Here is a 23,169-nt window from a genome sequence, read left to right on the forward strand (position 1 = left end):
GGTGACCCAACTCTCGGAGAGTTACTCTCTGCCGGGAAGTACACACTTCGAAGTGCGTACCGCACGGTGAGGAGAGCCATGCCCACGCGTACCGCCGCCCAGCGCCGGGAGGAAGCCGCCCGCGAGTACGACGCGTTCCTCGCCAGTTGCCCGGCGCGGCAACTACTGGACCGCATCAGCGACAAATGGGTCACGCTGATCATCACCGCGCTGGCTGACGGCCCGCAGCGCTACTCGGACCTGTCCCGCCGCATCGCCGGCGTCAGCCAGAAGATGCTCACCCAGACCCTGCGCTCCCTCGAACGCGATGGCTTGCTCAGCCGCTCGGTGACCCCATCCGTACCGGTCCGCGTCGACTATGAGCTGACCCCGCTCGGCCAGAGCCTGTTACCCCTCATCGCCTCCATCAAGGGCTGGGCCGAGTCCCACATGCCGGAGGTCGCCGCCGCCCGCAGCCAGTACGACGGGAGCGCAACAGCGTGACCGATCGACGGGTGGTCGTGCTGGTGGTGCCAGCCGCAGGCACCTGGGCACCACCGGGCCGGGACCCAGAGGCGTGGCGTCTCGCGCTCGCCGAGGACACGTACGAGGTACTGGCTGCTCTGGACCGCGTCGATGTAGCGGTAGCCGTTGCAGGTGGTGACGACGCGGCTGTGGCTGAGGTCGGTGCGCTGACGTGGCCGGGCACCCCCGTGTATGCGGTCGATGCTGACCGACCGGTCCTCGACGCAGTAGCCCTCGCCGGCCCGGCGGCAGCGGTGGTGGCAGTCAGCCACGACGTACCCGATCTGCCCGGTCTCCTCATCGGCAAGCTCTTCCGCGCACTCAGCTCTGCCGACATCGCGGTGACCCCTTCGGAGGACGGCACGCTCGCAGCCATCGGCGTCAATGTCCCCACCGCCGACTGGGTGATCGCTGCCGCGCCTGCTTTTGACACTCGCCTGTCCGACCTCGAGTCCGGCAAGCCCCGCCGCCACGCCGTTGCCGTCGGCCCTGGTTGGCACCGTCTGCGATCGCCTGCTGACATAGCGCGATTGGATCCCGGCCTCGAAGGCTGGGACGCGACCAGATCCATACTTCGTCACCCCTGACCCGTCACCTTCCGGCTTCCCGCTCGTTCACCAGGCAGCGGAAACTTCTGAAGGAAGTCCACCGCCATGACCCAGGTGTCGATGCCGCTCAGGGGCGGTACCCGCCACCACCGCCGGCCCACGGGGAGACGCACGTCGGGGATACACCGACGGCGTGGGGCATGCGGAGATCTGGGCACGGGGGAAAGTGCAGCGGGGAAGTACGACGGGGGACCGAAGAACGACGGGCCTGAGGGGGCCTGTCTGGTGGTATGCGGGTTGGCTCTGACCAGCCGACCCGCAGCCATCAGGACGCACGCACCGCTTCGCTCTGGTGGCGGGTGGAATCACGCGCAGTTGATCAGGGCAAGCAAGTGCCCGGCCGGGTGAACAGTTGTCGGTCTGGTCAAGCGGGCGTGTTGGCATCCGGCGCCGCCGCTCGACTGATGAGCGCGAGCCGGTGGCGTGCTTTGTCGACGAGGGTCGCGACGGTGTGGTCGATGCCGTCGGGCAATGCGTCCATCGCGAACCAGGCGAGGTCGTGCGACTCCTCGCTCACCACGAAATCAGTCTCACCCGTGGCCGTCACCAGGAACTGAACATCCAGGTGGAACGCCCCCGCACATCCACCCGCCAGCAGCTGATGCCTCGAGAGCTGCACTGGACTCCGATCCATCGTCAACCCCGTCAGCCCGGACTCCTCCGCAGCCTCCCGCAGCGCAGCACCCGCCAGTGTCGTATCACCGGCCTCACAGTGCCCGCCCAACTGCAGCCAGCGCCCAACCGTCTTGTGCAACGTCAGCAGCACCTGGCTCCCGGACGCATCCACCACCAACGCACTGGACGTCACATGCTCCGGCCGGCAACTCCGCCACATCCCATCCGGCCGCTCAGCCAGATGCCGCAGATAGTGCTCCCGCAGTTCCCCCTGCCCCTCATCAGGCGCACCCCACCCCTCCAACGTCCCCACAGCATCCCGAAGCAACACCCCGCCAGTCTCCCCCATCCCACCTACCGCCCTACGCCGACGGCTGCAGTCCAGTTCGCCACCCGTACGCGAGTTCGCCCGCGTCCTCCACAGGCGCACGCCGACAGTTGCAGTCCGTGGCGTCGAACGCCGGCGGCTCCAGTCCCGCGTCATAAGCCAGTAGTTGTCGGCTCGCGAACTACGCCGGTGCTGCGGGGTGCGTGCGTCGTACGGCGTTGACTTCGGCTGATACGGCGTACGGCGCTCAGCCGCGAGGGTGGACCGAGCGCCGTGGAGCCGGAGTCTGGCTACTTGGGGGTGTCGGGGTTGTTGCCCTGGTCACCTTCTGAGGAAGCGTCGTCGTCGGGGAGGAAATCGGTGATGTCGATGTCGGCGAGTTCGCCGGCGTGCTGGGCGAAGCCGATGGGGTCGTCCAGGTCGGCGGCGCTGGGCAGCAGGTCGGGGTGCGACCACAGCTCGTCGCGGCCCTCGACTCCGCGTGCGTCACGTACGGCGGCCCACAGGTTCGCCGCGTCGCGCAGGCGGCGCGGACGGAGCTGAAGGCCGACCAGGGTCGCGAACGTCTGCTCCGCCGGACCACCCGCGGCCCGACGGCGTCGTACTGTCTCCGCCAACTGCACTGCCGCCGGCATCCGGTCCTTCGTCGCTTGCCGTACGACGTCGTCCACCCAGCCCTCGACCAACGCGAGCGCGGTCTCCAGCCGAACCAACGCTGCCTTCTGCTGCTCGGAATCCTCCGGCTCGAACAGTCCGCCCGCGAGGGCCTCCTGCATGGCCTCCGGGTTCTGCGGGTCGATGTCGGCCATCGCCCGCTCGATCTTGCCGGTGTCCACCTCGATACCCGCGGCGTAGTCCGCCACGGCGGCGAGCACGTGCTGCCGGAGCCACGGCACGCCCGCGTACAGCCGCTGGTGGGCGACCTCGCGCAGCGCCAGGTACAACCGGACGTCCTCGTCAGCCAGCCCCAGCCCGTCCGCGAACTTCGCGACGTTGTCCGGGAGCAACACAGCCTGCCCGGTCGGCCCGAGCGGCAGTCCGATGTCGGACGAGCCCACCACCTCGCCGGCCAACTCGCCGAGCCCCTGACCAACCTGGGCACCGAAGATCGAACCGCCCAACTGCCGCAGCATGCCTGCCATCGGGCCGGCCAACTGCTGAGCCTCGGCCGGCAACGCGTTGCCCATCGCACCCGAGACGTGCTCGGCGACCGGGTCGACGATCGTCTGCCAGACCGGCAGCGTGTTCTCGACCCACTCCGCGCGGCTCCACGCCGCCGACGTCGTGGAGGCCTCCGGCAGCGTCGTCGCCTCGTCCAGCCAGTGCTCGGCCAGCCGGACCGCGTCAGCCACCCGGTCCGAGTCGGTCGGCGTGATCGAGCGGTCGCCGCCGGCGGCCACGGTCTTGCGGGCGATGTCCTTGGCCAGGTCCCAGTTCACCGGCTTGCCGTCGCCGGAACCGCTGAGCAGCTGCTGGACCTGGGCGAAGATCGCGTTCAGGTCCGGAGCGCCGCCCGCGCCGGCCGCACCGGAGAACTGCTGGAACATGGCCTCGAACGGAGTTCCCTTGAACGGGTTGTCCGGTTCGTCGCTCATCGGAGTGGGCCTTCCTCTGCGGGTGGGGCGTACTACTCCAACGTACTGGTTCCACCCGCCGGTTCCTCCCCCGGCGAACGCATTTGCGCCTCCACTTAGCCCCTGGCAGACCCCTGACTTCCCCCTGACCCACAACCCGACCACATGAAACGCGCGTGGGCATGGGGGAGGGAGCGACCGGGTGTCTTGGTGGGGCCGAGACGCGAGCTGAGCGGAGTGCCGGGGATCGTGAGGCACTGGATGTTCGTCGCACCCGAGGTTCCGGGGAACCCTCGCTCGTCAGTTCGACCGAACCAGGCACACTCCTCGGCCATGCCGTCCTCCTCGCCCTGTCGCCGCGGTGGGACGTCGTGGTGTGGACCGGCGGTGCCGTGCCGCGGGTCGGGGTACTCCGGGACTTCGGGTGCGGCGGCTGACCAGGAGAAACCCCGGGCGAGTGCTGGTAGGGGCGGGCGAGCCAGCCGGCGGAGCGGAAGGACGGAGGGTGCGGTTCGGCGGATCGGGGCCCGGTGGGAAGGGAGGTGGGTGAGGGCTGGGTGCCGGCGGGATGGCAGATTCTGGTGCTGCGTGGGGTGGGCGAGGTGGGGAGGCGTGCGGGGTTTGGGTGAGGGGGCGCGGGGCGCGTGGAGATCGGGGTGGGGGAGTCGATGGGGCGGGCAGCTTGCGGGGTTTGGGTGAGGGGGCGCGGGGCGCGCGTGGAGATCGGGGTGGGGGAGTCGATGCGGCGGGCGACGTGCGGGGTTTGGGTGAGGGGGCGCGGGGCGCGTGGAGATCGGGGTGGGGAAGTCGATGGGGCGGGCGGCGTGCGGGGTGTGTGGTGGTGGGGAGTGTGGGGGTTGGGGTGCGATGGAGGAGAATTGCGGAGGTGGTGGGGGGATCGTGGTTAGGTGTGGGGGTGGAGGGTTTTCGTGGGAGTGAGGGTCGGATGAGTGACGCGATCAGGTTGCTGGACATTCGGGAGGGTGTGTTGTCCAGCGATGAGGTGCTGGCTGCTGTCGCTGACCCGACTGCCGGTGGGACTGCTCTGTTTATCGGTACGGTGCGCAACCACGATGACGAGAAGCCGGTGGATCGTCTGAGTTATGAGGCGCACCCGGATGCGCTCGAGCACCTGCGGACGGTTGCGCAGCGTGTCTGCGACGACCCGGCTGTGACTGCGCTGGCCGCCGTACACCGGACCGGGGACCTGAAGATCGGTGACGCCGCGGTGATCGTGGCCGTGGCCGCGTCGCATCGCGATGTGGCGTTCGCGGCCTGCCGGAGGCTGATCGACGATCTCAAGGCCGAGGTCCCGATTTGGAAACACCAGCACTTCAGCGACGGTGCCAGCGAGTGGGTCGGCGCTCACTGACACGTACGCTGGGCGCATGAAGGTGGCCGGATGAAGGTTTTGGCGTGGCTGGCGTTCCCGCTGGTCGCCACGGGGCTGGCGATGTGCTGGGCGGCGTGGCGCGGGCGGAGCCGTGGTCCGCGCCGGTCCGGCGGTGCCTTCGCATCGGTCGAGGACTTCCGCCGCTTCAACGAGGCACTTGCCGCACCGGGCCCGCGGGCTACCCCGGACCGACGTCGCGGCCTTCTCCGCCGTACCCGCAAGAATCTGGCCGCCGACACCCCTGAGGCCGGTGAGACAGTCGACAGGTCCGCGTCGGCCACCGCGACCGATTTCGGTGGCGCCGGCGCCGGGACGCCTGGGGCCGCTGGAGCGTTGGAGTCAGCAGGGACGCTTTCCGCTACCCGGAAGCTCGGTTCGGCCGAGACGTTCGGTTCCACCAAGATCGCAGGGCAGGGTTCGTGACACGTCGTACCGCCACGCTGGTTGCTTCGATCGTCGTGCTCGTCATCTCGCTCGGGCTGCTCACCGCCTTCCCGGTGCCGTTCGTCTCGTTCAGCCCGGGGCCGGTGAAGAACACCCTCGGCGAGAGCAAAGGCAAGCCGGTCATCGAGATCACCGGGCACGAGACGTTCCCGACGTCCGGCCAGCTTGACCTGACCACTGTGTCGGTCACCTCCCCGGGGCGTGAGCTCACCCTGCCGCAGGCGATGCGCAACTGGCTCGACCCGCACCACGACCTGTTCCCGCGCGACATCATCTATCCGCCGGATCAGACCGCGGACGAGGTCGAGGAGCAGAACACCGCGGAGATGACCGGATCGCAGGACAGCGCGATCGCGGCCGCTTTGCAGGCAGCGAAGGTGCCGTTCCACCCGAAGGTTTCGACGGTGGCGAAGGACAGCCCGGCGGACGGCAAGCTGAAGGCCGGCGACGTCGTGCTGGCGGTCGATGGTGTGACGGTCTCGCAGGTCTCGCAGGTGGGCGAGCTCGTCCGCAAGCACAAGGTGGGCGAGAACGTCGTCTTCCTGATCCGCCGCGGTACCGCTGAGCAGACCGTGCAGCTGAAGACCGCGGCCACGCCGGGTGAGGCCACCCGCCCGATGGTCGGCATCACCATCGGCATCGACTCGCAGGTGAAGGTGACGGTCAACCTCGGCCAGGACATCGGCGGCCCGAGTGCCGGTACGGCGTTCGCGCTGGCGATCTACGACAAATTGACACCGGGCGCGTTGCTGGAGGGCAAACACGTCGCCGGGACCGGGACTATCGACGCACTCGGCCAGGTCGGGGCGATCGGCGGGATCCAGCAGAAGATCGCCGGCGCCAAGGAGGACGGTGCGACCGTCTTCCTGGTCCCGGCGCCGAACTGCGAGGCCGCGCTGCACGCGGACGTGAAGGACATCCAGCTGGTGAAGGTCAGCACGCTGAGCGAAGCGATCAGCGCCCTCAAGGCGATCGGCAGCGGAAGCGGAACGGTCCCGACATGTACGCCGTGAGCCACCTGAACGTACCGGCCAGCCGAAGGGGAGATCTGGCGGCATGGACTCCGTAGACACTCTGCCTCCCGACGCGCTCAGTCGCGCGGTGATCGAGATCGAGAAGCACGTGAGCAGCGCGGGCTGGGACCAGCCCGCGCAACTGTTCGCGCTGGTCCCCACGGCGGAGCTGCTGCGCGCCGAGCCGCAGCTGGCCGTCGAGCTCGGCGCCGAGGATGCGTCCCAGCCGCTGACCCCGGTCGCCCAGGGCGAACTGCCCGGCGGTCTCGAGGACGAGCACCTGGCCGACGCGCTCGGCCGGATCGAGTGGCCGGACGGCGTCAGCGGCTGTGCACTCGCGATCGAGCGGGTCGTGCTGCCGGCTGCGGCCGAAGCCGGCCTCTCCGACGCCGAGACCGACGCTGAGCTCGCGCGAATGGCCGGCAGTGATCCACGCCGGCACGAGGTCCGGATGGTCGCCGCGGTCCTTCGGGAAGGCGACCGGTTCGGAGCCGTCCGGCTGCGCTCACATGACGAGGACAGCGCCGTACTGACCGGCACCGACTTGGTCCCCACGCTGTGCGAAGTACTGTCTTTGACATTCGAACCTTCGGTCGACAGCCGGCCGGGCGAAGGTCCTGGGGTCGACGGCATGAGTGACGAGGAGAACCGATCATGAGTGACGGCGTCTACGACATGCCGGAGGAGCCGCGGCGGACGTCGCGAACGTCTGGAGGACGCCCCCGGGCATTGCTGCCGACGATCGCGACGCTGATCGTCCTTTTGATCCTGTTCAGCGTCTTCACCGACGTCTGGACCCAGCGGCTGTGGTACCGCTCGGTGGATCTCGGCTCCGTGTTCAGCACGGTGCTCGGGACCCGGGTGCTGCTGTTCGTGGTGATCGGCCTGTTGATGGCGGCGGCCGTGGTCGCGAACATCATCATCGCCTACCGCACCCGGCCGCGGGTCGCCCTCGCGCCGTCGCCGAGCCCCGGCTTCGAACGGTACGGCGACCTGCTGCAGCAGCGCGGGAAGATCGCCATCGGGGTGATCGCGACACTGATGCTGGTGTTCGGCGGATCGGCGGCGTCGGGGGAGTGGAAGGTCTTCCTGGCCTGGCGGAACCGGACTCCGTTCGGTGTGACCGACAAGCACTTCAACAAGGACATCGCGTTCTTCGTCTTCGACTACCCGTGGCTGCGCGTCCTGCTCGGCTTCGGCTACTCGATCGTGCTGCTGTCGCTGGTCGCTGCGATCATCACCCACTACCTGTACGGCGGCTTCCGCCCTTCCGCGAAGGGGCAAAAGGCTTCCGGCGCGGCGCAGGTGCAGTTCTCCGTCCTGCTGGGTCTGCTGGTTCTGCTCAAGGCGTTCAGCTACTGGCTGGACCGCTACGGACTGACGACCTCGGACAGCCGGTTGTTCACCGGTATCTCCTACACAGGTGACAACGCGGTCCTGCCCAGCAAGGAAATCCTGGCGGTCATCGCTGTGCTGTGCGCCGGGTTGTTCTTCGCCAACGTGGTACGCCGGACCTGGCTGCTTCCGGGCGTCGGCACCGTCGTACTGATCTTGTCGGCGATCCTGCTCGGCGCGTTGTGGCCGGCGGCGCTGCAGCAGTTGCGCGTCCGGCCGAGCGAGCCGGTGCGTGAGGCGCCGTACATCTCCAAGAACATCGAGGCGACGCGCCAGGCGTACGACCTGGAGGGCACCCAGGTCATCAACTACCCGGCGAAGTCGACGGCGACCCCGAGCGATCTGGCGGGAGATGCCGAGGTCTTGCCGGGTATCCGGCTGATCGACCCGAGTGTGGTCGGCCCGACCTTCGAGCAGTTGCAGCAGGTCCGTGGCTTCTACTCGTTCCCGACCGACCTCGACGTCGACCGGTACAAGATCGGCGACAAGGTCAACGACACCGTGATCGCGGTCCGCGAGGTGCAGGTCGACCGACTGCCTGCTGGTCAGCGCAACTGGAACAACGACCACACCGTCTACACCCACGGCTACGGTGTCGTCGCCGCGAACGGTAACCAGCGCGCCGCCGACGGTACCCCGGTGTGGTCGGAGAAGGACCTGCCGCCGACCGGCCAGCTCGGCAAGTACGAACCGCGGATCTACTTCGGCGAGCAGTCCCCGGACTACTCGATCGTCGGTGGGCCCAAGGGTGGCCAGCCGGTCGAGCTCGACACACCCGAGGGCACGAACGGCGGCGACCCGACGCTGAACACCTACACCGGCAAGGGCGGCGTCCCGGTCGGCTCGTTCTTCAACCGGCTGCTCTACGCCACCAAGTTCCGGGACGCGAACATCCTGCTGTCCAGCCGGGTGAACCCCGAGTCCAAGATCCTCTACGACCGCAGCCCGCGCGAGCGGGTCGAGAAGGCCGCGCCCTGGCTGACTCCGGACGGCGACCCGTACCCGGCCATCGTCGACGGCCAGGTCGTCTGGATCGTCGATGGCTACACCACCTCGGCGAACTACCCGTACTCCGAGAAGGTCGCTCTGGACGACAGCACCCGGGACACCACCACCGGCCGCGGCACGATCGCGCAGCAGCCGAGCGAGGAGATCAACTACATCCGCAACTCGGTCAAGGCCGTCGTCAACGCGTACGACGGTTCGGTCGAGCTGTACGCGTGGGACGAGAGCGACCCGGTCCTCAAGACGTGGATGAAGGCGTTCCCGGACACGGTCAAGCCGCGCTCGGACATCTCGCCCGCGCTGATGGCGCACCTGCGCTACCCAGAGGACATGTTCAAGGTCCAGCGTGACCTGCTGGCCAAGTACCACGTTCAGGACTCGACCACCTGGTACCAGAACAGCGACCTGTGGCGCGTTCCGGCGGACCCGACCGCAGTCTCCGCCGGCGCCGACTCGTCGGCTCAAATCAAGCAGCCTCCCTTCTACCTCTCGTTGCGGATGCCCGGTGAGGACGTGCCCAGGTTCTCGCTCACCTCGGTCTACGTGCCGAACGCGGAACGGGAGAACCTGACCGCGTTCATGGCCGTCGATGCCGAGGCGACATCGCCGGACTACGGCAAGTTCCGGATTCTCCGATTGCCCGGCAACGTGCAGATCCCCGGTCCGGGACAGGTCTTCAACAAGTTCCAGACCGACGAGGGGATCAGAACCGCGCTGCTCCCGATCAACCAGCCGACCAGTGGCGCCAGAGCACAGTTCGGCAACCTGCTGACACTGCCGCTCGGTGGTGGTCTGCTCTACGTCCAGCCGGTGTACTCGGTCCGGACGAGCGGACCGGGTAGCTATCCGGTGTTGCGCTACGTGCTGGTCTCCTTCGGAGAGCGTGTCGCCTTCGGAAGCACGCTGTCGGAGGCGCTCACCAAGGTCTTCAACACCAACGTCAGCACCGGTGAGCCGACGCCGAACCAGCCGACGACGCCCAACCAGCCGACCCCCAACCAGACGGTCAAGCAGGCGCTGGCCGAGGCGCAGGCGGCGTACGCGGCGGCCCAGGCAGCCCTGCAGGCGGGGAACCTCGGCGAGTACCAGAAGCAAGTCGCCCGGATGAAGACGGCGATCGACCGCGCCGTCGCGGCAGGAAACGCGCCGACGCCGAGCACACCGTCTCCGAGTGGTGCGCCGACCAACACACCGTCGACGCCGTCGACGCCGGCGCCGTCGACGGCGGCACCGTCGAGCCCACCGTCATCGCCGACAGGCTGATCAGCGGCTGCTCACCCGGGGCGGCGACACCGACCACAGTCGGCGTCGCCGCCCCGTTGCATTGCCCGCGGCACCAGTTGCCTAAGGCACCGGATGGCCTATCAGGGCAGGGCACACCGCGTCAGCTGGTGGGCTCCGGGTGGAAGCCGGCCGCGGTGGCCAGGAGATCCTGTTCGGCGAAGCGTTCGCGATCGAGTGACACCTCCGCCGCGAGGCCCGGCGCGATGAAGTAGAAAACCTCGTGGTCCGCGAGCAGGCCGTCGTACTCCCCGACCTTGACCGCGTGCAGGTCCCAGGTCTCCGGGTCCTTCTCCTCGTACTCGGCCAGGAAGGCTTTCAGCGCCTCGAGATCTGTCAGCTTCTCGCCGCGCAGAGTCTTCACCGTCAGGTCCACCTTGTACGCACCCTCGGGATCCGGCCCGGTCTCCCAGACCCGGCTGTGGAAGCTGATGTCCTCCCACTCGTACTCGAAGTCGGTCGGCGTACCGATGCCGTCGGGAAGGTGCTCGATCACGAAGCCGTCCAAGGTGCATGCCCTTTGCTCGGTCGATGGGGGAGCCACGAGGTACCCGGGTCGCGGCTCGGCGACGCTCGCCGCGGCAGAGGTGGTCGTCCAGACGCCAAGTGAGGCGAGGACGACCGCACTCCCGATCACGATACGACGGGTCGCCGGCACGACTCGGGAACCAAGGGAAGAACGCGACATGGCTGCCTCCTGAGGACGTCGACGCCCTGCCCGCTGCAAGACGTCTTCTTGCCCTAGAAGGTGCACCGATCGCCGCGCTTCCCGGCCGGCGATTCCGAACCTGTGGAAAAGCTTCTCAGTACCCGATCAGCCGATGCAGCCGATGGAACGTCTGCTGAAAACCGAGCCGAGGCCACGTCCGCGACGACAACAGGTTCGTCACCCGCCAGTCGGTGACTACCGACGTGTAGCCGGTGTCGGCAGACCACTGCAGCACAGCCTCACCCAGCGCTCGTCCGGCACCGTGCCCCCGCGCGTCCGGCAGTACGGCGGCAAACCCGAGGAACCCGGCGTTGTCCGGTCTAGCCAGACCGCTGTGGGCACTGGACTTCTCCAGCGAGCACCCGACGGACGAGCCGATCACGCGACCGTCGTACTCGGCAACGAACGTCGCGTAGTCCTGGTCGTCGATCGACTCCTCCCAGTCGGCGAGTGCCTCATCCAGCGTGGGGAGTTCCCCGGCGGAGAACACCGGGGATAGGCCCTGGTGTCGCGGCAGGACCAGGTCCAGCTCCGCAAGCACAGCGATGTCATCGCGCGAGGCACGTCGTACTGTCAGACCTGATGGCGCAGTCAAAGGCTTAGCAGGCGCAGGACGCACGGCGTGGGCGTGCTGCGAGCCGAAGCCCAGTCGGAACCACGCATCCACCAGTTCTGCGTCGTCTGGCACCAGTACGTAGTGCGCGATCCGGCCGTCGTCGACCCACTTGGCGGCCGCAGCGGCGTACAGGTCGCGGATGTGTTCAGGCTCGCGTACGGCGTGACCAGCGGACTCGACCCAGACGTTCGGACCCCAGACTGGCGACAGCTTGGGTGCACCCAGCAGGTAGCCGGTCAGCTCGTCGCCGTCCGCCACCACGGCACCGGACGCGCTCTCGCTCTCCCACAAGGCTGTGACCTCGACCACGGCGAACTGCCAGTCCTCATACTCGGCCGGCAACAGCGGATGCCTTTTCCGGTGCTCCTTGTGCCGCTCCACGAGCAGTCGCGCGGCTGCAGGTAGGTCCGCCTCCTCGAACGGGCGGATGACGTGTCGGGACATACCCGGAAGGTACGCCGTCCCGGCCACTGCTGCCACGGGTTCACTCACCCGAAGCCACACCGAGAGCCGATTTGGTTGCTCAGCCCCGATCCACTAACCTAAAACCACAACGACGCGGGGTGGAGCAGCTCGGTAGCTCGCTGGGCTCATAACCCAGAGGTCATAGGTTCAAATCCTATCCCCGCTACCAAAGAAGGCCCTCTGACCAGGCAAAACCTCGGTCGGGGGGCCTTCGTCATTCGCGCTGCTTCGGGTCGGCTACGGTCTAGCCACCGCGTTACTGGGCCTCAATAGGGTTGATCTGAGGTGACTGCGTGGGTCGCCGGGTTTGCCCGGCGTGATCGTTCGGCTCGTGTCCGATCCGGCTGGCGCATGGTCACGACTTACGTTCCGGGGCACCTCTCGTAGTTCCGATCCGCGAAGGACCACAACAGCGCCAGCCGGAAAGGGTAGCCTAGCGTTCGACCTGTTTCGGGCAGCTTGAATTTGCAGACCACGCCGTTCCGCTGCAATGAGCAGCGGCGGGGTCTGGGCAATCTCCCCACGGCCGAGCAGGCCAGGGCTGAGGCGGGAGACCACCGGATTCTCCACATGCCGGGCTGCTACCTGACACGGTCGTACTCATGTTCCGCGGTACCCGGCTCGGGTGCCACCTGTTCCTCGTAGGCGACCGTCCGCCGGTACTGGGGATGATCCTCGTCCATCTGCTTGGCGGCGTGGAGAGGAACGGGGTAACGCGTGCGCGAGTCCCAGAACTGGGCCTGGTGGCACAGTTTGGCGGTCGTGATGGCGAGGGCCTTGGCCGAGACGTCGTCGGCGCAGGTAAGCGGGTAGATCTCAGTTCCTTTCATGGAGTACCAGTTTTGCGGCATCTCTCCTTTGCGTCGGTCCTCTTTGTTGTCTGAGGCAACAGAGCGTTTGGCGTCCCATCGGGTGTACTCCGCTCCTAGCCGCCCTGCCTTGGCGCCGTCATAGGAGCGTGGCACGGTCGGAAGGATCCACACCGGACTGCCAAAATCTGTCGTGACCTCGTACAGCGTCGTTGCGGTGGCCTGATCCTTCGGGGCGCTGTCTTCGCCCTTCGCAAGGTGGGTACTCCCGACAGGCTGGGGTACCTCATCGGCGTCGATATTGATGCGGATGATCGCCCGCGGCCGTTCGTCCTGGTGAAGCGTGTTGCCTGGCAGCCAGTAGCGGCTGTTGCGCGCCTCGGGAGAGCCGCCCAGACGCCCGTTCTGCAGGCCGTCCCACATACGCCTGGATGTCGACTCGTCCACCGTGACGACGTACGGCGTGCCATGTAGCTCGTCGACCAGGTCGGCGAGGGCATGTTCGATGGACTCTGCTGCGCCGTCCCATCGTTGCCGATAGGTAGCTTTGTCGCCACCAATTTCCGGGTACGCACTGGCGTGGAAGGCCGGTTGCGCCAGGTGGTAATGCTGCCAGTTCGGGCTGGTCGAGCTCCAGCCGAGCATCGTCCAGGTGCCGTCGGCCTCCTTGGGGGGAACGAGCGCCGTCGCCGTGATCACCACCTTGGGGTGACCGAACTCGCCTTTGCGCCGGTTCTGCTGCCTTACATGGATGCCGACGTGCGCGATCTGATCGACGGCATAGCCCGCCTTCTCCGGCCGGAGAGCGTTTGCGATGCGGTCGTCGAGGATGCCGAGCGAACGGTAGAGATCCAGGAGCGCCTTCTCCGCGGGGTGGTCATCCTTGGCCGTGGGTTGGATAACCGTGCCTTGGTCGTCGCGGCCTTTGAGGTACTGCGTTGACACCCCGAGCGCTGCAAGAAGCTTTTTGGACTGTGGCTTGCCGTCGATGTCGTCGGGGTTCACGCCGGTGTCGTCCACTAGTGGGATCTCGGTCTCGCACCAGGCGCCGACCAGGACACCAGCCTGTGGCTGTAGAGCTGCCCCGAGCTCGGCCAGCGCCTCCCGGCGGCCGTCGGGAAGTCGTCCGGGTGCGAGGAAGCTTGCGGCGTTGTGGAACACGGCAACGACCTTGTCGCCGTACAGGGGCAGCGGGTCGCCGTTGCGCGGATCGAGTCCGTCCGGAGAAAGCCCGAACGACTTGCAGAAGGTATCGAGCATCCGCAGCCGTGTTTCGTCCCGATACCACAGACACACGATCCGGAGGTGCGCGCGGCCGACAGCCTGGACAGAGGCAAGGATGGCCTCGGGTGCTGGGAACAGAGTGCCTCGCTGCTTGATCGGGCCGAGCGACTTCGGATTCGGGTGTTGTTCGCGTTCGGCCCTGCGGCGCTCGTACTCGCGCTTCGAGATGTTCTCCGGGTCGGTCGGGCGGTGCGGCATGGCCATCTTGACTTCGCCCATCTCCAGCGGCCTCGCCTCGGCGGCGAATACTTTTGTGAAGTGCTGGTACAGCAGCCGCAGGTGCTGCATGCCCGTTCCCGTACCGATGGGGAAGGGGTAGTTCTTGGGCAGGACAGGCCATACCTGGCCGGGGTGTTCGGCAGGAAAGTGAGGCGGTTCCTTGCGCTCTCTTGCGGCGTTGAACAGTCGCTGCTCCCGCTGTGACCGCTCGTGGATGGTACGTAGGATCGAATAATCCATCTGCAACCGTCCGAGAGCCTGGAGGGCCAGACGGTTGATGGTGCGGGCGCCGCCGCGGCCGTTGAGCGTGAACTCCAGCAGAGGCCGTCCGGGCCCGGACTGTTCGGCGAGAGCGGTCTTGGAGAAGACGAGCGACGAGGAGATGCGCGTCACCCGTGAGCTGAGCAGGAGCACTGGATTGCTGATATTGGGCATCGTCTTCAGCTTCAGAGCCGTCCGGGACAGGGCGAAGCGGCCGCCTTGATCGTTCTCCCAAGGATCGTCAAGCGCGACCAGACCACCAGTGGTATCGGGGCGAAGCCGAATGCTCCTACTGTCGGAGATCGCCCAGGGTTCGGCGGCGAGGTGCCGGGACAGCTCCCAGGCGATGGTGCGATACAGCCAGCCGGGCGCCGTCGGCTGGGCGTTGTCGGCCGGCTCGAGATATTCGGCTAGCTGGTAGGCCACTTCTGGGGTGTCTGCGATCCGTTTGGACAGCTCTGGTGGGGCGCCGAGATCGATCGTGGTGACGTCCTCGCCGAGGGCAAGGTGGTAGGTCAGTGTGAAGACGCGGCGCAGCAGTCTATCGTCGATCGGATGGAGCGAGGCGAGAAATCGCTCAGTCCGGCCCGGGCCGAGGTAGACGTACCCACTTCCCGTCATGCTGAGTACCGTGGTCGCGATCGAGTACGGCGCCTGGGCGTCGTCGTTGCCGTACTTCCGCTTGCACTGGGTGTTGAAGTCGTCCCAGAGCTTCCACGTCTCGTCGTCGAACTGTCGTACGTAGACGACGGAGCCGCCGACGAGTTCGGGCGTACAGCGGAAGGCGAGGGTGTTCAGGTATTTGCCGGAGGCGCGGTCGTTGTTCGTCACTTCGTCTCGTCTCATCGGGTGCTGGTTTCGATTCCGGCGTAGGACAGGAAGGCGTTGAGCGCCTCGCCATATAGGTCGTTCATACGTCGGCGTACTTCGGGTGGCCACTGGGAGTGCATGCGTCGGAGGACGGTTTCCAGGTCGGCGCTCCAGGTGTCCTCGTGGAACGCGTAGTCGACCAGATGCAGTACCGCTTCGGTGCCGCCGCGGCGGGCGCGGCCGGCGAGCTGGATGAGGTCTACGATCATGCCTGCGACGATCTCTTCTTGCAGCGACTTGTGCATCGCGGTGAACTGCGGGGCGGTCCGCAGGATCAGCGACAAGCGATCCCAAGCCGCTTCGCAGGCCCTCGCCAGGGCCATCGACGGATCTGGGACGCCGTCGACCGGCAGCGCACCTACACCGGCGGCGTTGATGCTGCCGTACATCTCGGCAGAGTCGTCGAGCAGGGCGAGCGGGCGCACACACAGATAGACCGATCGGACCGCAGACCGGGTGCCCTTGACGATGTTGAGCCCGCGGGCAATGAGAGACAGCGGAACGACGAGGATCTTGCCGTGCTGTGGGAATTCCTCGAACTCCTCGGCAGTCAGCCGCGTGGCCACGCTCTGTTTGGGCAGGTCCGGATCGGCGCTGTGGCGATCCTCCTTCCGTACTGCGACGCACAGCCCGCCGTCGAACCGTCCGGATCGGGAGATTCCGTGTGCGAGCCAGCCGCAGTGTTGGTAGGAGTTGGCGACAATCAGGACGTGCGCACGGTCCGGATCGTCGACGGCGGTGCGTTCGAGCTCACGGTGAACGTAGCGGTCGTACAGATTGCTGCCGAGTTCGATTAGGGCGTCTTTCTTCCGGCTGGGATGGGTGCCGGAGATTTTGATCGGCTCGCCGAACAGGGGGTGGTCCTCGCCGTAGTCGATGCGATGCTTGCGGGCCCGGATGGACTTTGCCTGGGCATCGGTCATCCACCAGCGAACTGGAGCGTGGATGTGCTCGCGGACGGCTTGGGGGAAGTAGGAGGTGGCAGACAGGCCCATGACCGGACGTTCGACGCCTGCCAGGACGAGCGAGACGATCCCGCCGAGCTCGGCCGTGAACGTGTGCGGGTCGCCGCCGATGGTCTGGGCGACGAGGGCAGCGTTCTTCTCGCGGTCGTCGAGGCCCGTGACCCGGTATCCGGTGAGCGCGCGGCCCAGCATGCCGACGGGTTGCACCGCCGACATCGCACTGGACTGGAGTTTCTCGACGATTTTCTGGGCGGAGCGCAGGCCGGACGAGCGATGGCCGTGCGCCTTGTCCTGAAGCTCGGACAGGGCCTCGTCCAGTTCGAGCATCGCCGCCCGGATGACCAGCAGGTTGATGGCCTGTGCACGTTGATGCGGGTCCTTGACGACATCGGTGAGGACCTCGTGCAGTTCGACCTTGACGGCGTCCAGGAGATGCTCGCCTCGTGGTGCGACGAGTGCAGTGAGCGCTTCCCTGACCTCGGGCCACTCCGGTGCTAGTACGGATGTCGGCCCGGCGAGTGGATCGTGACGCTGGTAGCGCGGTGGCATCAGTGCGCTCAGTCGTTGGTTGAAGTCAGCGGGGATCTCGGACAGGTCGGCGTTCTCCGTCTGGGGCCACAGGATCCGGAGCAGCGTACGGTCGCGAGCTCGAGCCAGGTGCCAGCGAGTGCTGGTCTGATCCGGGACGCGGCCTTTCGCGCGTTCGTCCTCGATGACATGGAGGCTGAGGGCGCCTTGGCAAATGCTGAGCAGGAGGAACTCGGCCATCAGCCGGACGTGGCTGACCGCGGGCAGGAGGTCATGTTCGTCGTTGATGCGTAGCCGTTTGGTGTCGGTGTCCAGCTCCTGAGGTGCTGCTGACCAATGCCGGCGGGAGTGCAGTTTGATCTCGGTGGCGCACTTGTCGATGGCCCGGGACTGGAACTGGTCGACCTCGTCGACGACGACGGCGTGGCAGGTCCGCAGCGCGAACTCGGCGACAGTCATGCCGCGCACCGGACGCCCGTCGAGGTTCACGCCAATCTTGAGGTTGCTGAGCATGAAGGCGTAGTGGTTCATGATCACGACGTTGGCGCCGGCGGCCTCGTACACGGGGGCGTACTTGCCGCAGGTCGGAATCCAAGGACAGGCCGTGGACCCCACACCCTGCTGGTGCAGTGACTGGCACGGTTCACGGCCGGGCGGGTAGTCCCCGGTCGCTTCGATGAAGGTTCGCAGGGCACATCCGTACGCCAGCTGATCAATATCTCGTTCTCCTTGCACGCCCCATTCGCCTGGCGCCTCTGGGTCCTCGTCGATCAGGCCGGCGAGATCGATTGCGCGGTCATGCATGCCGGACGTCGACATCAGGTGGGCACACGTCGGTTCGTGTTCGAGGAACTCGGTTCGATGGAGGTGGCGCAGATCCCCTCGGACTTTCGAGGTCATCGCGAGGCAGGATTTGATGTCCGGTAGAACGATGGCGACACGCAGATCACGGGTGGCGAACCATGCGGCCATGACGCGGACCAAAACACTTTTCCCGGTGCCGGTCGGTGCGTTGAAGATCTCCATGCCGCCGGCTGTCAGCCGAAGCGCGTCAGCGGGGGAGACCGTATCTGCGGTCTTCAGCGCGTCGAACAGGCCTGCGAGGGTGCGTTGCAGGTAGCGCGCGTTCTCCGGGTAGCGCTGGTCGATCCTGTCGGCGAGGTCGAGCAGATCGGGCGTGGGAATACGCAGGTCTGCGTGGTAGGGAACGCTTGTGAACTGTGGAAGACGGTCGTGACCGAGCGCCTCGGTGAACTGCGGGTAGCTGGGGATCGTCAGCCGGCCGTGGACCTGGCCTTCTCCCTGGACGTAGATCTCGCCGGTCAGCCATGTTCCAGGTCCTGCGAACTCGGGCGGCTTGGGCCGGGCACTCGGGCGTCGGAAACGCGCAGTCGCCCGATCGACGTAGCCGAGCAGGTCACCCCCGAGCCGGGGCAGCGCGGCCTGTGCCGTGAACGGGTTGTCGCCGACGACCTCGAACGGCGCCATCGCCGATCCGCCATCTGTCTCTTGTGCGTTGAGTTGTGCGAGCAATGACCGTGCAGCCACCGAAAACCTCCGGACGTCTGCGAGTTCGGGCGGCGCGATCGCGCACAGCGTGGCGATCCGCTGCTTCTCCTGGTGAGGCAGCCCTCTCCAGCCATCCCACGCCTGGTATTTCCCGGAGAGCAGGAACGCTGCCTGAGCGAACGGGGCAGCCTGACGGATTTCCCCATCGACCGCCAGCGGAAAATAGTGGGCCGCAAGAGCCAGAGACGACCAGATTGCGGTGTCCTTGATCGGCACCTCACTCATGCCAGCTCACCCCTGCCTCCTTGCAGACCAGTTCACCGAATTCGGAAGCCGTCGCAACCTTCAGCCTGTACTTCGCGGCCACGCCCGACAGCAGTGGTAGCTGGCTGGCTCGATGATCGGGGACCACGAGCCAGTCGGCGCCGCCACGGTCACCTTCCTGGGCATCGATGAGCTTCCCGAGGGTCCTTGCCGAGGTGTAGTCCTTGACGTCGACCTTGAACGACCACTTCCTACCTGTCTTGGATTTGCCTTCGACGAGCAGGTCATACGAATCGAGAGCAGGCCAGAGAAAGGCGCGCAATCCCCGTCGGGTCAATTGGTCGTAGAGCGCGAGCTCGGGCAGACCAGGAACCGTGGTGTACCGCCAGATCCCGCGAGCGAGAGCTTTGTGCCCCTCAACCGGCAGCGCCTCGGGGACCGTGCCGACGTCTGGATGCAGGGCCGCCTCGCGACCCAGGGGACGAGGCGGGGCGGGTTCTGGCAGCAGCACTGGCGCAGTCCCGGCGGCCGGCAGCCGGAAGTGATACGAGGCACCCATTTCCGCGTGCGGCCCGTGCCAGCAGCGCGCTTCTCCCACCTTGGTGCCGGCATTGCGCCGTACAGCGATCCGCATCGGCCAGTCGCAGATCGGGCAGGGAAACCACCAGCCGTCATACCGGGAGTCAAGCGAGATCTCCTGATAGAGGTCCATGAGCAGCGGCGGCAGGCGCAGCTCGCACAGCTCGTCCACGTGACCGGACGGGCGGCGGATCAGGTCTGTGCGGCCCGCCTCGTACAGGTCCTGATCGCCCTGCTTGCTCAGCAACGCAAAAGCTGTCTCCTGATCGATCTCCGACTGCAAGTCGCGATCGCTCACAGCACCTGCGCGGCCGTCGAGCTTCCGCAGCGTGTGCAGAAGCATCTGCTGCTCGAACTCGAGATCGAAGGCGGTTTCGGTCAGCCGGCCGTCCTGGTCGATGACAGTCAGTCCGCTCAGGTCCAGCGGACTGATCCCTTCAGGCAGCAGTGACACCAAGTCGCCCTTCAGAGCGCGTCGGAACTCGCCGAAGGGCAGGGGGCTGAGCGGGCCCCGCGCTGCTAGCAGCGTGCCATGGCACTCCATCAAGGTCACGAGCCGCTGCTGCGGCTCGAGCCCAGGTGCGGTCATCGCCTTCGCTGCGCGCAATGCAGCTCGGGTCACGAGGTAGCGGACGCGGTCCTCGTCGAAGGCCGGTACGCGTTCGTCCAGCGGAGTCATCACGGCACGGAGCGTAAACGAGGGCGCCGACAGTTTTCGTTGGACGACGTCAGGCGAGGCTAGGACGACTCGCTCGAGGAGGAGCTAAGTCCCGCGGTGTCTACGCGCGGGTAGAGCTCCCGGTAGATGTCAAGGTATTCCGCCAGGTGCCGTCGACCGAGCGGGGTCAGCCGCCAGCGGTACTCGGCGACATGAGTGCCGCCGGGTGCCTGGACGGGCATCGCGTCCACCAGTCCACGGCTGGGTCGGCCTCCGCGCTTGTTCCGGTAGCCGACGCCGATGAAGAACAGAGCACGGCCCGCCAACGCGTCGCTTTCCAGTCCCACTGGTTCGGCCGCCGCGACGCGCGCCAGCACCCCCCAAAGCCACTCGGACAGTAGATGAGTGCCAGGTGCCTGCGGACGCGGCTCCCCGAGACCCGCCCGAGCGGCAGCACGGCCGCGCCGGGTGAGCTGGACGAGGACCCGTTGGACCTCTCCGGCGCCGGGGTGCTCGACAGAGTCCTCGACGATCACTAACAGGCCACGGCGTTCCAGGGCGTGTACCGTCTGGCCGGTGCCCGGGTCATGTAGGCCGCGTCGCCGTAGGCGTTCCTGCAGCCGGGTGTATCCGACGACCGATGGGGCGGCCCTGAGCGCCAACGGAAGCTTTCGCCACTGAGTCGCCGGCGGTCCAGGTAGTCTTTGCACCCTGCGCATCCACATCTCAGTCTCGGTCATGCGATCGTCTCGCATGATCTCCTCCAAGTAGATCTGCTGACGCTCGTTCAGCGACTCCCAGACTTCCAATGGCGCCTGTGAGACTGCAGGCATCGGAGCGCTATGCAGGACCGGGACGGGGTCGCGTGGCCGGGTACGCATCCAGGCGTCGAGCACCATCCGCATCGGCACCGCGTAGGCCTTCGCCAACGTAGCGAGCAGCCGGCCGGTCACCTCGGGATCCTGCCAGTGCTGTCCCTCGACTGGCAGTCCGCTTTCGAGAGCGGCGATCTGAGACTCGGAGACGCACAGTTCACGGCCGACCGCCGAGGCTCGGAGGAGCTTGACGATCCCCTCGAGCGTCAGCCCCGTAGCGTGTCGCAGATCGCTCAGCGTCTCCTGTCCCTGCGGGACGCCGGCGAGCGCTTCTGCCTCGCACCCCAAAGCTGAGGCCAACCTCTCCAGACGCGATGGTGTGGTCGTATGCCGACCTTGCTCGTAAAAGTAGATCATCCGTGGCGAGATCCCGGTCCGCGCGGCCAGTTCAGCCCGAGACAGCCCCGCCGCCGTCCGCCGCGCGACCAGACGCGAGGGCTCGATTGCGCGGGGGAGACCTGCCACAGGTTCCATCGAAGTCGAACAAGGAGCGAAGGGCAAGGACGCCGCTATTAGAGGGCGTGGCGTTCGCCTGTTCGGGATCTCGCAACGCCTGCAATGCGCGCAGGCCACACCGGCAGTCCAGCAGCTTTTCCGATGTCGAGGTACCGGGGAGATCTGGCACATCGCTGCCCTCGCGGCGCTCAACGGCACGGCCACCGCGGCCCGCATACCGGCGCTGGCAGGCATCCTGCCCCAGTTGGTTCCCCGCGAGCAGTTCAAGGCCGCGAACCTGGTGAGCGCCGTACCCGAGAACGCCCTGATGGTGCTCGGCCCGGCTGTGAGCGGCGTACTCGTGGTCGTCATCGGACCGGGCTGGGCGAGGCCGGCCGAGGCCTGATCTGCTCGGCCCAGGCGGTCGGCTTCCTGGTGTGCTCGCTGATCCTGATCCGCATCTCGTTCCACCACCCGCTCCGCTGGGGCATGGTCGCCATCGCCCTCGAGGCATCCCGATGCTGGTGCTGGGCTTCGAGCCGATCCTCGCGGCGGGGATAGTGGCGGCGTTCCTGGCCGGTCTCGGCAGCCAGGTCTTCGTCCCGGGCTGGGATCTCGCCATGCAGGAACACGTGCCCGACGAGATGCTGTCGCGCGCCTACTCCTACGACATGCTCGGCTCGTTCGTGGGATCCCCCTTGGCCAACTCGCCTTCGGCCCCACTGGGTCTCGCCTTCGGCATCCAGCCGGTGATGATCGTGGCGGGCATCGCGTACGTCGTCATCGCGCTGGTCCCCCTCGTGTCGCGATCGGTCAGCGACCTCCCGGCGCGACGGCGCTACCCAGCGAGAGCAGCCGGTGATCGGTTCGGCCGGCACCGAAGCGATCCCGCCGTACGGTCGTTGTCGTGCTCACCGATCCGAACTACCGAGTTCCCACCACGCCGTACGCCGCTAGCGGCATCGCCTGGCTCCGGGCGTCCGTCGCCCGGTTCAGCAACGGTTCGACTCATCAACGCCGGCGTGCGCTCGCCGTGGCCGAACTGGCCGCCATCGACCCGGATGCTCTGCGAGCGCTCGCATTGCAGCGTGGCACCGGTCCGGTCGAAGTACTGGCAGAAGCCCTCGGAATGCCCAGCACTGTCGCCGAGGACATCGCCGTGATCGCGAGGTGCTACCAGCCGCACACCGCGGTCACCGCGGCCGCGGACCAGGCCGTCGACCGCGTTGTGCACACCCTCGGTGACTACGACGAGCGGACGGCCAACCGAATCGCCCTGCTCGTCCAGGCGTGTGACGCGACCGCCGCCCTGGTCGCCCACACCCTCGCAGGCCGCACCGACCCGCCGGTGCCCAAGACCCGACGGGTAGCCCCGGACGGCGCAATCGTGGAGATCGACCTGACCGATCAACCGTTCGGCACGGGCGCACATGCCTGCCCCGGCCGCCTCCACGCGCTCGCCCTCGCGGACGGCCTCGTCCAAGCGGAACGCGCCGACTGACCGATCGCTACGACATGTCGCCGTACTGCGCTCGCTTGGCCGGCGCGAGCGACATGCCCTCCGCCTCGGCCTTCACCCGGACGGCGCCCTCGCTGCGCCTCAGCCGCACGCTGATCAGTCCGATGGGGGCGTGGCCCTCGGCCGGCTCCCTCAGCTCTCGCACCTCGTCATCGGTCCACTCGATACCGCCGCCGCGGGTCGGCTTCGCCTCGCTCATCGGACTCCTCCTTCACCCGGAAGGTTGCCTCAGGCACCGGTATCCCTCGCGGCCCGCCGTACGCGTGGCGAGCGCGCCGCCGACGGGGCACTTGTAGACAGATGGACCGGGATGTGGTGGCGGTCGAGCTGTACGGGTTGACCCCCGACGAGTTCACCGCTGCCCGGAACCACCTGGCCAAGACCGTCGGTAGCCACTGCTCGGACCGAAGCCCAGCGGCTCGGCCGGGCGCCCTCGCCGACGGT

General features: G+C 67.2%; 18 protein-coding genes and 1 tRNA gene. 10 read left to right on the top strand and 9 right to left on the bottom strand.

From position 1 onward, the window contains the following. Positions 1–78: 78 nt before the first annotated feature. Both AB0F43_RS15810 and AB0F43_RS15815 read left to right on the top strand, forming a co-directional pair. Positions 79–483: a helix-turn-helix domain-containing protein gene (locus AB0F43_RS15810; protein ID WP_360476112.1), complete on the top strand. Its 405-nt coding sequence runs from the start codon at positions 79–81 to the stop codon at positions 481–483. After that, positions 480–1,091, top strand: coding sequence for a DUF2064 domain-containing protein (locus AB0F43_RS15815; protein WP_360476115.1), 612 nt, complete (start codon positions 480–482; stop codon positions 1,089–1,091). The genes AB0F43_RS15810 and AB0F43_RS15815 overlap by 4 nt, the downstream gene beginning before the upstream one ends. 385 nt (positions 1,092–1,476) lie before the next feature. Here the strand turns inward: AB0F43_RS15815 and AB0F43_RS15820 are convergent, their stop codons facing one another. Further along, positions 1,477–2,058 (bottom strand): NUDIX domain-containing protein, encoded by a 582-nt coding sequence (locus tag AB0F43_RS15820; RefSeq protein ID WP_360476118.1) that lies wholly within the window; start codon positions 2,056–2,058, stop codon positions 1,477–1,479. A gap of 287 nt (positions 2,059–2,345) precedes the next feature. Then, positions 2,346–3,650 carry a zinc-dependent metalloprotease gene (locus AB0F43_RS15825; RefSeq protein WP_360476121.1) on the bottom strand — a complete coding sequence of 435 codons (1,305 nt, stop codon included), beginning with the start codon at positions 3,648–3,650 and terminating at the stop codon, positions 2,346–2,348. A 925-nt stretch (positions 3,651–4,575) separates the two neighbouring features. Between AB0F43_RS15825 and AB0F43_RS15830 the strand changes: the two genes are divergently transcribed. Genes AB0F43_RS15830 through AB0F43_RS15850 form a run of 5 tightly spaced genes read left to right on the top strand, consistent with a single transcriptional unit; the run spans position 4,576 to position 10,142 of the window. Continuing rightward, positions 4,576–5,001, top strand: coding sequence for a molybdenum cofactor biosynthesis protein MoaE (locus AB0F43_RS15830; RefSeq protein ID WP_360476124.1), 426 nt, complete (start codon positions 4,576–4,578; stop codon positions 4,999–5,001). Between the two features lie 30 nt (positions 5,002–5,031). Then, entirely contained in the window at positions 5,032–5,445 is a 414-nt protein-coding gene (locus AB0F43_RS15835; protein WP_360476127.1) for a hypothetical protein, read from the top strand. Further along, a complete protein-coding gene (locus AB0F43_RS15840) occupies positions 5,442–6,479 on the top strand; it encodes a PDZ domain-containing protein (RefSeq protein ID WP_360476130.1) in 1,038 nt (345 codons plus the stop codon). The genes AB0F43_RS15835 and AB0F43_RS15840 overlap by 4 nt, the downstream gene beginning before the upstream one ends. 43 nt (positions 6,480–6,522) lie before the next feature. Next, positions 6,523–7,137: a PPA1309 family protein gene (locus AB0F43_RS15845; RefSeq protein WP_360476133.1), complete on the top strand. Its 615-nt coding sequence runs from the start codon at positions 6,523–6,525 to the stop codon at positions 7,135–7,137. After that, positions 7,134–10,142, top strand: a complete 3,009-nt coding sequence (locus AB0F43_RS15850; protein WP_360476135.1) for a UPF0182 family protein — start codon at positions 7,134–7,136, stop codon at positions 10,140–10,142. The genes AB0F43_RS15845 and AB0F43_RS15850 overlap by 4 nt, the downstream gene beginning before the upstream one ends. 121 nt (positions 10,143–10,263) lie before the next feature. Here the strand turns inward: AB0F43_RS15850 and AB0F43_RS15855 are convergent, their stop codons facing one another. Beyond that, the gene (locus AB0F43_RS15855) at positions 10,264–10,848 is read right to left on the bottom strand and encodes a hypothetical protein (RefSeq protein WP_360476138.1); all 585 of its coding nucleotides are present in this window, start codon (positions 10,846–10,848) and stop codon (positions 10,264–10,266) included. A gap of 115 nt (positions 10,849–10,963) precedes the next feature. After that, the gene (locus AB0F43_RS15860) at positions 10,964–11,929 is read right to left on the bottom strand and encodes a GNAT family N-acetyltransferase (RefSeq protein WP_360476141.1); all 966 of its coding nucleotides are present in this window, start codon (positions 11,927–11,929) and stop codon (positions 10,964–10,966) included. A 113-nt stretch (positions 11,930–12,042) separates the two neighbouring features. Here AB0F43_RS15860 and AB0F43_RS15865 point away from each other — a divergent pair. After that, positions 12,043–12,119 (top strand) — tRNA-Met (locus AB0F43_RS15865). A gap of 412 nt (positions 12,120–12,531) precedes the next feature. On the opposite strand, the gene AB0F43_RS15870 is transcribed toward AB0F43_RS15865, so the two are convergent. The 4 genes from AB0F43_RS15870 to AB0F43_RS15885 are packed head-to-tail and all read right to left on the bottom strand — an operon-like array spanning position 12,532 to position 21,236. Continuing rightward, on the bottom strand, positions 12,532–15,354 hold the full coding sequence (locus AB0F43_RS15870) for an RNaseH domain-containing protein (protein ID WP_360476144.1): 2,823 nt from the start codon (positions 15,352–15,354) through the stop codon (positions 12,532–12,534). Between the two features lie 11 nt (positions 15,355–15,365). Then, positions 15,366–18,680 carry a hypothetical protein gene (locus AB0F43_RS15875; RefSeq protein WP_360476147.1) on the bottom strand — a complete coding sequence of 1,105 codons (3,315 nt, stop codon included), beginning with the start codon at positions 18,678–18,680 and terminating at the stop codon, positions 15,366–15,368. After that, a complete protein-coding gene (locus AB0F43_RS15880; RefSeq protein ID WP_360476807.1) occupies positions 18,673–19,917 on the bottom strand; it encodes a hypothetical protein in 1,245 nt (414 codons plus the stop codon). The genes AB0F43_RS15875 and AB0F43_RS15880 overlap by 8 nt, the downstream gene beginning before the upstream one ends. 59 nt (positions 19,918–19,976) lie before the next feature. Then, positions 19,977–21,236 carry a helix-turn-helix transcriptional regulator gene (locus AB0F43_RS15885; protein ID WP_360476150.1) on the bottom strand — a complete coding sequence of 420 codons (1,260 nt, stop codon included), beginning with the start codon at positions 21,234–21,236 and terminating at the stop codon, positions 19,977–19,979. Between the two features lie 160 nt (positions 21,237–21,396). Here AB0F43_RS15885 and AB0F43_RS15890 point away from each other — a divergent pair, with 160 nt between their 5' ends. Further along, complete coding sequence (locus AB0F43_RS15890; protein ID WP_360476810.1) at positions 21,397–21,612, top strand: MFS transporter; 216 nt, start codon at positions 21,397–21,399, stop codon at positions 21,610–21,612. 501 nt (positions 21,613–22,113) lie between these two features. Further along, positions 22,114–22,707, top strand: coding sequence for a hypothetical protein (locus AB0F43_RS15895; RefSeq protein WP_360476153.1), 594 nt, complete (start codon positions 22,114–22,116; stop codon positions 22,705–22,707). 7 nt (positions 22,708–22,714) lie between these two features. Here the strand turns inward: AB0F43_RS15895 and AB0F43_RS15900 are convergent, their stop codons facing one another. Further along, positions 22,715–22,924, bottom strand: a complete 210-nt coding sequence (locus AB0F43_RS15900) for a hypothetical protein (RefSeq protein ID WP_360476155.1) — start codon at positions 22,922–22,924, stop codon at positions 22,715–22,717. Positions 22,925–23,169: the final 245 nt, after the last annotated feature.

Source organism: Kribbella sp. NPDC023972 (genome assembly GCF_040639075.1).
Taxonomy (GTDB): domain Bacteria; phylum Actinomycetota; class Actinomycetes; order Propionibacteriales; family Kribbellaceae; genus Kribbella.

Excerpts from the sequence above, each read along its gene's own strand:
- AB0F43_RS15810 (WP_360476112.1), top strand. The coding sequence starts at position 79 with ATGCCCACGCGTACCGCCGCCCAGCGCCGGGAGGAAGCCGCCCGCGAG.
- AB0F43_RS15825 (WP_360476121.1), bottom strand. The coding sequence starts at position 3,650 with ATGAGCGACGAACCGGACAACCCGTTCAAGGGAACTCCGTTCGAGGCC.
- AB0F43_RS15830 (WP_360476124.1), top strand. The coding sequence starts at position 4,576 with ATGAGTGACGCGATCAGGTTGCTGGACATTCGGGAGGGTGTGTTGTCC.
- AB0F43_RS15835 (WP_360476127.1), top strand. The coding sequence starts at position 5,032 with ATGAAGGTTTTGGCGTGGCTGGCGTTCCCGCTGGTCGCCACGGGGCTG.
- AB0F43_RS15845 (WP_360476133.1), top strand. The coding sequence starts at position 6,523 with ATGGACTCCGTAGACACTCTGCCTCCCGACGCGCTCAGTCGCGCGGTG.
- AB0F43_RS15850 (WP_360476135.1), top strand. The coding sequence starts at position 7,134 with ATGAGTGACGGCGTCTACGACATGCCGGAGGAGCCGCGGCGGACGTCG.
- AB0F43_RS15855 (WP_360476138.1), bottom strand. The coding sequence starts at position 10,848 with ATGTCGCGTTCTTCCCTTGGTTCCCGAGTCGTGCCGGCGACCCGTCGT.
- AB0F43_RS15860 (WP_360476141.1), bottom strand. The coding sequence starts at position 11,929 with ATGTCCCGACACGTCATCCGCCCGTTCGAGGAGGCGGACCTACCTGCA.
- AB0F43_RS15875 (WP_360476147.1), bottom strand. The coding sequence starts at position 18,680 with ATGAGTGAGGTGCCGATCAAGGACACCGCAATCTGGTCGTCTCTGGCT.
- AB0F43_RS15880 (WP_360476807.1), bottom strand. The coding sequence starts at position 19,917 with ATGACTCCGCTGGACGAACGCGTACCGGCCTTCGACGAGGACCGCGTC.
- AB0F43_RS15900 (WP_360476155.1), bottom strand. The coding sequence starts at position 22,924 with ATGAGCGAGGCGAAGCCGACCCGCGGCGGCGGTATCGAGTGGACCGAT.